The sequence below is a fragment of the Pseudomonas sp. S1_G07 genome (genome assembly GCF_054668565.1).
Window position 1 is genome coordinate 5,266,564 of record NZ_CP162778.1, and the last position, 9,467, is coordinate 5,276,030.

At 57.2% G+C, this 9,467-nt stretch carries 5 protein-coding genes and 1 pseudogene; 3 read left to right on the forward strand and 3 right to left on the reverse strand.

Annotation, left to right across the window (positions count from 1 at the left end; genetic code table 11):
- The first annotated feature begins 70 nt into the window (after nucleotides 1–70).
- Genes dsbD through dsbG form a run of 3 tightly spaced genes read left to right on the forward strand, consistent with a single transcriptional unit; the run spans nucleotide 71 to nucleotide 3,380 of the window.
- Complete coding sequence (gene dsbD / locus AB4O05_RS23970) at nucleotides 71–1,798, forward strand: protein-disulfide reductase DsbD (protein WP_460134952.1); 1,728 nt, start codon at nucleotides 71–73, stop codon at nucleotides 1,796–1,798.
- Nucleotides 1,798–2,643 carry a prolipoprotein diacylglyceryl transferase family protein gene (locus tag AB4O05_RS23975; protein WP_460134951.1) on the forward strand — a complete coding sequence of 282 codons (846 nt, stop codon included), beginning with the start codon at nucleotides 1,798–1,800 and terminating at the stop codon, nucleotides 2,641–2,643. Before dsbD ends, AB4O05_RS23975 begins: the two co-directional genes overlap by 1 nt.
- Nucleotides 2,619–3,380, forward strand: coding sequence for a thiol:disulfide interchange protein DsbG (gene dsbG, locus AB4O05_RS23980; protein WP_460134950.1), 762 nt, complete (start codon nucleotides 2,619–2,621; stop codon nucleotides 3,378–3,380). The genes AB4O05_RS23975 and dsbG overlap by 25 nt, the downstream gene beginning before the upstream one ends.
- A gap of 59 nt (nucleotides 3,381–3,439) precedes the next feature.
- On the opposite strand, the gene AB4O05_RS23985 is transcribed toward dsbG, so the two are convergent.
- The 3 genes and pseudogenes from AB4O05_RS23985 to AB4O05_RS23995 all read right to left on the reverse strand — a co-directional run bounded on the left by AB4O05_RS23985 (nucleotide 3,440) and on the right by AB4O05_RS23995 (nucleotide 9,352).
- Entirely contained in the window at nucleotides 3,440–6,187 is a 2,748-nt protein-coding gene (locus tag AB4O05_RS23985; protein WP_460134949.1) for a carbohydrate binding domain-containing protein, read from the reverse strand.
- Nucleotides 6,188–6,333: 146 nt separating this feature from the next.
- Nucleotides 6,334–6,495: pseudogene (locus AB4O05_RS23990) on the reverse strand (phosphopantetheine-binding protein); the annotation flags it as partial.
- Nucleotides 6,496–6,649: 154 nt separating this feature from the next.
- Nucleotides 6,650–9,352 (reverse strand): hypothetical protein, encoded by a 2,703-nt coding sequence (locus tag AB4O05_RS23995; RefSeq protein WP_460134947.1) that lies wholly within the window; start codon nucleotides 9,350–9,352, stop codon nucleotides 6,650–6,652.
- Nucleotides 9,353–9,467 lie beyond the last annotated feature (115 nt).

A 9,467-nucleotide genomic window follows, 5' to 3' on the forward strand; every position in this document is an offset into this window, starting at 1 on the left:
GAGTGGTTAATCATCGGTTAATCAACACCGCACATTGTGTGCCTCACTTGCATCGAACTAAGGCTTGACCATGCGGCATCTGTTTACCTTTCTGCTGGTGTTCTTCGCGGGGCTCGCCCAGGCCGCGCCGGGCAACCCGTTTGAGACCAAACCCGATTTCCTCCCGGTGGACAAGGCCTTCACCTTTACCTCCGAACGTCTTGAAAGTGGCGAGACCCAGCTGTATTGGCAGATTGCCGACGGTTATTACCTCTACCAGCAGCGCATGAAATTCGATGGCCTGGCCGCAAAGCCCACGCTGCCCCAAGGCGAGGCCCACAGCGACGAGTTCTTTGGCGAGCAGCAAGTGTATCGCCAGGGCCTGGAAGTGAAGATCCCGGCCGGCGCCACCGGCCAGGTCAAGCTGGGCTGGCAGGGCTGCGCCGATGCGGGCCTGTGCTACCCGCCGCAGTCGATCACCGTGGACCTGGGGGGTAACCCCGCCGTTGCGGCCACGGCAGAGGCCCAGGATCAGAGCCTGGCCAGCGGTCTGCAACAGCGCAGCCTGGGCTGGAGCCTGCTGGTGTTCTTCGGCCTGGGCCTGCTGCTGGCGTTTGCCCCGTGTTCGTTGCCGATGCTGCCGATCCTCGCCGGCCTGGTGGTCGGCAGTGGTGCCAGCCCGCGTCGCGGGTTTGCCCTGGCCGGCAGCTACGTGGTGTGCATGGCCCTGGTGTATGCCGCGCTGGGTGTGCTGGCCGCGTTGCTCGGCGCCAACCTCGCCGCGGTGCTGCAAACGCCGTGGATCCTGGGTAGCTTCGCCGCCTTGTTTGTACTGCTGGCCCTGCCGATGTTCGGTTTCTTTGAACTGCAATTGCCGGCCTCCGTGCGAGACCGCCTGGACAACGTGAGCCGCCAGCAAAGCAGCGGCAGCCTGGTCGGTGCCGGGGTGCTCGGCGCGCTGTCGGGCCTGTTGGTAGGACCGTGCATGACGGCGCCCCTGGCCGGTGCCCTGCTGTATATCGCCCAGAGCGGCAATGCGCTGCACGGTGGCCTGATCCTGTTCGCCATGGGCATCGGCATCGGTATTCCGCTGTTGCTGCTGGTGACCGTGGGCAATCGTTTCCTGCCCAAGCCGGGCACTTGGATGAACGTGCTCAAAGGCATCTTCGGCTTCCTGTTCCTCGGCACCGCCGTGCTGATGATCCGCCCGGTCGTCGGGGAAAGCCTGTGGCTCGGCCTGTGGGGCGCGCTGGCGCTGGCAATGGCCTATTGCGGCTGGCGCCTGGCCCATGATTTCGGCCGCGTGGCCATGCTCTTCGGCGCCGGCTCGGTGGTGCTGGGCATCTGGGGTTCATTGCTGGTGGTGGGCGCCGCCGGCGGCAGCGAGGAGTTGTGGCAACCGTTGAAGGTATACAGTGGCTCGCGTGTCGCCACGGCGCCGAGCGCCCATGAAACGTTCATGACCGTCAGCGACCCGGCCGTGTTGCAAAACCAGCTCGACAGCGCCAAGGCCCAGGGCCAATGGGTGCTGCTGGACTACTACGCCGACTGGTGCGTGTCGTGCAAGATCATGGAAAAACAGGTGTTCGGCAAACCCGACGTGCTCGACGCCCTGAAGGATGTACGCCTGCTGCGCCTGGACGTCACCGCTGACAATGCCGCCAGCCGCGAGCTGCTGGGCCGCTACAAGGTGCCAGGGCCACCGAGCTTCGTGTGGATCGGCCCCAACGGTGAAGAACGCCGTGCCCAGCGCATCACCGGCGAAGTGACTGCCGAGGCCTTCCTGCAACGCTGGAATCAGACCCGGGACGCCCGCTGATGCTGACCCTGACCATCGGCACCTTCGCCATCGCGCTGAATCATATCCTGCTGATCAGCGCGCTGATTCTCGCCACCCTGGTGGGCTGGCGCGTGGCCAAGCGTGGCGGTGAGAACCCGGAGTCGGTGCTGTTCAGCCTGTTCCTGCTGGGCATGCTGGCGGCACGCCTCAGCTTTGTGCTGACGTACTGGCGTTATTACAGCCACGACTGGCTGCAGATGGTCGACCTGCGCGACGGCGGTTTTCTCGCCTGGCCGGGCGTTATCGTGCTGCTCCTCGGCGCGTTGGCGTACGGTTGGCGTCGCCCGCCCCTGCGCAAGCCGCTGGGCGCCGGGGTCCTCACCGGCCTGTTGTTCTGGGGCATGACCAGCCTGTCCCTCAGCGTGTATGAAAAAGGCACGCGCCTGCCGGACATCACTTTGCGCAACGCCAGCGGCGAAGTCGTGCAACTGCTCGATTACCAGGGCGGCCCGCTGGTGATCAACCTGTGGGCCACCTGGTGCCCGCCGTGCCGCCGCGAAATGCCGGTGCTGGAAAACGCCCAGCGCATGCGCCCCGAGGTGACCTTCCTGTTCGTCAACCAAGCCGAAAGCATGCAAAGCGTCAGCACCTACCTGGCCACCCAGGGCCTGAACCTGGACAACGTATTGTTCGACGCCAGCGGCCGCCTCGGCCAGGCCGTCGGCTCCATGGCCCTGCCGACCACGCTGTTCTACACCGCCGACGGCCGCCTGCTCAACAGCCACCTGGGGGAGTTGTCCCAGGCCAGCCTGGCCCGCGCCATGGAACCCTTCGACACCGCCACGACAAGGAAACCGACATGCCTCGCCTCCGCCACCTGCTGACCCTGCTGCCACTGACGCTCGCGGCGACCGTGGCCCAGGCCGAAGACTGGCCTGCGCCGATCAAACAGATCGAAGCCAAAGGCGCCAAGATCATCGGCAAATTCGATGCCCCCAGCGGCCTCACCGGCTACGCCGCGCAATACCAGAACCGTGGCATGGCGCTGTACCTGACCGCCGACGGCAAAAGCGTGATCGCCGGCAACCTGTACGACGCCCAGGGCAACGACCTGAGCACTGCCCCCCTGGAAAAACTGGTGTATGCGCCGATGGCCAAGCAAGTCTGGGCCAAGATGGAGAAAAGCAGCTGGATTCAGGACGGCGACAAAAACGCGCCGCGCACCGTGTACCTGTTCAGCGACCCCAACTGCCCGTACTGCAATATGTTCTGGGAGCAGGCCCGCCCGTGGGTAAAAGCCGGCAAAGTGCAGTTGCGCCACATCATGGTGGGGATTATCCGCGAGGACAGCCCTGGCAAATCCGCCGCGCTGCTGGCCGCCAAAGACCCGCAAAAAGCCCTGCAAGAACACGAAGCCGCCGGCAAAGGCAGCCAGTTGCGGGCCCTGGACAAGATCCCGGCGGACATCGAAGCCAAGCTGGATGCCAATATGAAGTTGATGGATGAGTTGGAGTTGTCGGCGACACCGGCGATTTTCTATCTGGATGACAAAGGTGCACTGCAGCAACAGCAAGGGGCGCCGTCGCCGGATAAGTTGGTGAAGATTCTCGGGCCGAAGTAATAAAACCTGATCTATAAATAGAAATGCCCGCAACTAATGCGGGCATCCTTTTTGGATCGTTAAATCTCCTTCACCGTGAAATCATCCATTAGATAATCATTGCCGGTTCTTCGAGCATCAAGTTCGTGGCTATAAACCTCCAGCAACACGGGATCGAGGGTCGCTGTAAACGTAAAACTGAGGGTGTGCCAGTTCAGATCATCGAGTTCCTTGATATCTGTTTTCTGCACGGAGTTCTTACGTAGTGACAACTTAGGTGTCGGATTTGCGTTATTAAAACGACGAACTCGTACAGAAAACTGATAAGTATGGCCGTTTTCAAGATCGCTGAATGTCCTATACACGATAGGTCCAATATTACTGGCCGAGTACGTGTAGTTTTTCAGGGCATACCCACCGCCCGCTTGCGGCTCGAGACTCAGGTCCCTCGAATCGGGAGCCCCTGAACCCCGCGTCCATCCTCCCCAGTCACGATTATCGAAGTTGGTTAAATGTTTGTAGGCCTTCCTCAGTGTCAAACTCAACGAAGGGAATACGATTGCCTGACTTTCATTCGTGTTGCCGTCGGCCGTCACCTTACAAGTAAAGGTCAAGGTACTGGTGTCTTTTAACAACTCAAGCTCACTGCGTGTCAAGATGTCCGCGAGCTCCGACATTGCTTCGGCGGCAGTAACGACTTTGCCCTGATACACGTCGATGGTGTGAGCCCCCCCGCTTTCCAATGTACCGACACCACGTAACCACACTCGCTGGCCCTCCAGGGCAAACCACCAGGCCTTATCGAAGTTTTCGTCATTGATGGTGATATGTGCATCGCCGATGAACGTCCGCAGGTCGAGCGTACCGCCTTGAGTAGCCGGAGGCGTTGCCTCTGGCACCACCGGAGTGGGTAGCCGCGTAGGTAGGCTGATCTTCAACGAAAGTGCCTTCGACGGCGCCAACTTGCAATCGGTGGTAACCGTATAGCTGATCAGGCTGGTTTTACCCGCACCGTGAATCACCGCTTCACGTGGCACTTTGAAATCAACGTAACCTGGATCGTTATTACCCATTTGGGGTGCCAACGTCAAAGGCGTGCCATCGGTTTTGATCCATTGGACGCTGATTTTATGATCACGGCTGATCCGCTCGTACTCTACACGCACGGTCACGCCATCCCGGCCATTCCAAAGGGTCAGTTGATCGCCCACCGCCTCACGCACCGTCGGGAGAGGGAGTATCAGATCCTCTTGCACGATATGGAACATCTTGGCCGGAAACTCGTACGCGTTCGCTAGATCATCGTCGTCACAAAAACTTGCCGCGAAGTGAAGTGCAAAGTCGCTGCAATCCGCCAGTTTTTGCAATGCCCCCCTCGGAATAGTTGCTTTAACTCCACCAATCATCCACTCACGCGTGACCGATTCCTTAGTCAAAATGTCGAACCTGTAATCACTGTCGTCTTCGCCCTTCCCCGTGATCCACATCCAACAAGCGTTCGAGCACTGAATATAATCCCAGACAGGCACAAAGGCCGATGCATCCTTCTCTAGGAACGTACGCAGATCCAACTTGCCATTCGTTGCCTCCTCAATGACCGAGCGGGGAAATTGAGGTACCAAAACGCTGACAATTCGCTCAGGCGATTGCTGTGGTTCAACACTAGCGGGAAATTGAACGGCATAGCTCAACGTCATCGACTGATTGAAGAAACAGGCAACATCGCAAGCCGACAGTTTGACGGATGCCAGATCTCCATCGTTTTTAATGGCCACACAACCCAATTGCTTCGTTTCGTATCCGGGTCCGCTCAGAGTGAAACAGATCTGATCACCGGCATAAGTCTCCAGGTTGACCGCGTCTACATCTCCGCCGTTTTTGGTGAGTGCTGGGTTAAGGCACCACTTATCCTCGAAAAACGCAGACTGGCGCAGGTGCGGAGGCGACATATTTTCAAGCTTTTGATCCCCAATGAAAGCCACAGTGCGACGATATTGGATTTGAAGGGCATTCCTCGGAAGACGCGTCTCCTCGTCAGGATTTTCAACCTCAGCCGGCGGTTCGGCCTCCAAGCCACTCGTGATCCAGGCAGCTTGGCAAGTGATCGATTCATATCGTGGTTTTTGCCGGGCCAGCCAACCACGGGCAATGGGGAAGCTCAGTTTTTTACCCGAAGCTATATCGTTCGCTGTCAACGAATATCCGTAAGCCACTGTGTAGAAAACAGGCTTCCCACTAAATTGCTCCGTAACGACAGTGCAGTAAATCTTGTCGCCTTGTTGGGCTAGATCAGGGAGTGGTATCTCAACGATCTCGTCACCTTCATGATCGTGCATGTCGTAGGTCGGCGTATTCTGAAATATTTTTTCATCGATTAGTCGAGGTGCGAGTGCTCGACTGTTCTCTGCCAAGTAAAAGGCTATACCCACCTCCTTGACCAGAGAAACAGCGGCCTTCCCGTCGACTTTTCCCTCATACCAAACGACCAGCGTGAACCCCATGGTCTTTGTCAGATAGTTCAGAGGAATCGGAGTTTCCCTGGCGCCTGACTCACCGCTTGAATCCACAACATCCTCAAGCACCAGCAGTTGCTCAAGTTCACCTGTAAGCGGATTCTTGGCGCGAAACTTGAAGGTGATATCCGAAGAGTCCATGTCTGGATCGACGGTCAAGTATGAGCCCCTCATGCGGGAAGGAACCACCGCACCGTTTTCCTCACTGGAAATTAACGGTGCGGCCACTTCAACTGCTTTCGGTTTAGCCAGCTTTGATGCTTTCGCACCAGAAGAAACCGGCCGGGAGACAGGTGCATTTTTTTCGTTGGTCATGCTATGAACTCCGTGTCCAGGGTGGATACCTCAGCCCATCGGAGGCCGAGATTCTCCCGGTACTGTGATTTTCTTCGGCGCACCTGCCTACTGTCAGAATTGACAGTTCTGATAAAAAATCACGAATTCTCCGACTAACGGCCGCCCTATACCCCTTCCAACTCTGCCATCAGATCACTCAATCGATTCTCCTTCTCCGCAATGATCTCATTGCCCCCCAGCCCCTCGATGTACTCGGCCAATTCCGCCACCGTGCGGCATTCGAACATCGCCCGTAGCGGCACGTCCCGTTGCAAGGTTTTCTGCAGCAGCAAGTACGCGTATTCAGCGTCCCCAACTGCCCGTACTGCACCATGTCCTGGGAACAGACCCGCCCATGGGTAACATCCTGGGCCGAAATGAGATAAAAAAATGCCCCTGCCAAAAGGCAGGAGCATGACTCAGAGTAAAGCGGTGTGTCGGCTATCCGCGAACTCGGATATCAGTGATCCCATAGTCATTGCCGCTACTACCTGACGGCTCATGGCTCCAGACTTCCAGGCGCATGGATGTTGCGTCCGCAATAAACGTTCCCTTCAGCGGTGTCCACGCCATGTTTTGAAAGGTTGTAATCGCCGTAACCGCGCCAGAACCGGCCCTCAGCGACAACCTTGGCATTGGAGCGGCACCGTTGTAAGTGCATGCGAGAATACTGAACTCATAACTTGCCCCCACCAAAAGCCCGGTGAAGTCTTTATAAAGGACGTTGCCCTCCGCAGCAGTACTTACAGTGCCATTCGCCACACAGGATTTGCCAAAGAACGAAGCGTATCTCATCTCCCCAAGGGCTGCTGGCCCGGCGATCCACCCGTTCCAGTGGTTATCGGTAAATGGAGTGAAGTCATCCAGAGGCAAGCGTACTGTCAATACACGCGAGGGGCATACCACTGCATTTTTCTCATTCAAGCTGCCATCGGGTGTCACGCTGAATGTGGCGGTCAACTGGGTGTTATTTCCCAACTTAGTCAACTCGGATCGCAATACAGGGCTCGCCACCCCTGCTGCCGCTTCTGCCGCAGTAATAGTTCTGCCCTCATACACGGTGAACGTGTAAGAAGCGCCGTTTTCATCCACCCCAGTTACCCGCAACCAGCACTTCTGACCCGCCCGTAAGAACCACATCGGATCTTCAAGCGCATCGGCATTGCCGACAAATGTTCTCAGGTCCAGCGTAGCGTTCTGAGTCCTGGGAGGCGTCGCCTGCAGAATATTCGGCGTTTCCAGGCGCGTAGGCAGGCTGATCTTCAAGTTCAATGGTAATGAGGTCTGCACCTTGCACGCAGTGGTCACGGTGTAGGTAATCGGTACCGTTTTCCCCATACCTTCGATCACCGCTTCCGACGGCAGGGCGAAGATCACGGCCCCGGTGGCACTGCCCGGTTTGGCGGCCAGCGGCCAGCATGTGCCGTCGGTTTTTTTCCAGCAGGCACTGATGCTGTGCTTGGGGTTGTTGCCAACGTAACTGACTTCGACATGCACGCCGTTACGCCCATTCCAAGCGGTCAGGTCAGCGCCCACCGCTTCGGTGACTTCAGGTGCAGGCAGGACCAGCGACTCCTGCTCGATTCTGAAAGCCTGAGCAGGGAACGCATGAGCGTCTGCCAGATCATCGGCATCACAAAAACTCACCGCGAAGTGCAGTTCGAAGTCGCTGCAATCCGCCAGTTTTTGCAACTCTGCCCTCAAAACAGGCGCATTAACTCCATCAGACATCCACTGACCGGTAACCGGCTCACGCGTCAAAATGTCGAACCGGTAGGCACTGCCGTCTTCTTCCTCACCCGTGATCCACATCCAACAAGCGTTCGAGCACTCGGCATAATCCCAGACAGGCACAGCAGCCATTGCGTCCTCTGGGAATGTCCGCAGATCCACCTTGCCACTCGTTTCTTCCTCAATGCGGGGGTGGGGGAATTCAGGCACAAAAATACCAACAACTCGCTCAGGCGATTGCTGTGGCTCTGGCACTGGATAATGCTCGTTACTATTGGGGAATCGAACGGTATAGCTCAGCGTCATTGTCTTGTTGAAGAGACACGCAACGATGCAGGGCGCCAGCTTGACGGAGGCCTGCTCCCCGTCATGTTCAATTGTTATGCAGCCAAGATTTTTAGTCTCGTAACCGGGTCCGCGTACATAGAAACAAATTTCGTCGTCCGCATAGGTGTCCAGATTAGAAACATCGACATCGCCTCCCTCTTTGGTAAGCGCGGGGTTAAGGAACCAGCCATCGTCGTAAAACACAGATTGACGCAGATGCGGAGGTCGCAGGTCTTCAAGGCCGGTATCCACAATTAAAGCGGCCGTGCGACGACGCTGGATTTCGAGGGCATTTCTTGGAAGGCGTGTCTCCAGATGAGGATCGACATCCGCCGCAGGTTCGGCCGCTAAACCGCTGGTGATCCAGGCGCATTGCAGGGTAAGCGATCGCCAGGGCTTGCGTCGCGCCAACCAACCACGGCGAATTGAGAATCTCAGTACATTGCCCGCAACTGCGTCTTCAGCAGTTAATACATAGTCATAAACCACTGTATAAAAAACATGTCGAGCAGCATCTTGCTCGGTAGCAGCCGTGCAGTAGAGCTTATCTCCTGCTTTGGCAAGCGGCGGGACCGGCACCAGAACCGTCTCGTCTCCTTTGTGATCGTGCATGTCATACGTTGGGGTGTTCTGGAAAGTCTTATCGTGGAGCAAATAAGGTGCAAGTCCTTCACTTTCGCTTTCCGGGTAAAACGATATTCCCACTTCTGCCACCTGCGAAGCCGCTGCCTGCCCTTGCGCTTTCCCTGTATACGAAATGAGGGCCGTAAACCCCATAAGCTTCGTCAGGTAATCCAGAGGGATAACAATGTTCCTGGCTCCGGCGTCATTGCTTGAATCCACAATGTCCTCAAGTACCAGTTCAGGTGCCTCCTTTGCACTGAACTTGACGGTGATATCCGAACTGTCCATACGCGAGTCGACTGTCAGGTATGAACCCGGCATCCGGGAGGGCACGACTGTGCTGTCCACTTCACTGGAAATCAACGGAGCGTCGACTTCAACGGCGTTGGGGTTAGCCGGTTGGGGCGTTTTTGCAGCGGCAGAAACCGGCCGGGAGACCGATGCTTTCTTTTCGTTAGCCATGCTATGAACTCCGTGTCCAGGGTGGGTACCTCAGCCCATCGGAGGCCGAGGTTCTCCCCTTACTGTGATTTTCTGCGGCGCCCCTGCCTACTGTCAGAATTGACAGTTCTGATAA

Coding starts and splice junctions, on each gene's coding strand:
- AB4O05_RS23995 (WP_460134947.1), bottom strand. CDS start 9,352: ATGGCTAACGAAAAGAAAGCATCGGTCTCCCGGCCGGTTTCTGCCGCT.
- dsbG (WP_460134950.1), top strand. CDS start 2,619: ATGCCTCGCCTCCGCCACCTGCTGACCCTGCTGCCACTGACGCTCGCG.
- dsbD (WP_460134952.1), top strand. CDS start 71: ATGCGGCATCTGTTTACCTTTCTGCTGGTGTTCTTCGCGGGGCTCGCC.
- AB4O05_RS23975 (WP_460134951.1), top strand. CDS start 1,798: ATGCTGACCCTGACCATCGGCACCTTCGCCATCGCGCTGAATCATATC.
- AB4O05_RS23985 (WP_460134949.1), bottom strand. CDS start 6,187: ATGACCAACGAAAAAAATGCACCTGTCTCCCGGCCGGTTTCTTCTGGT.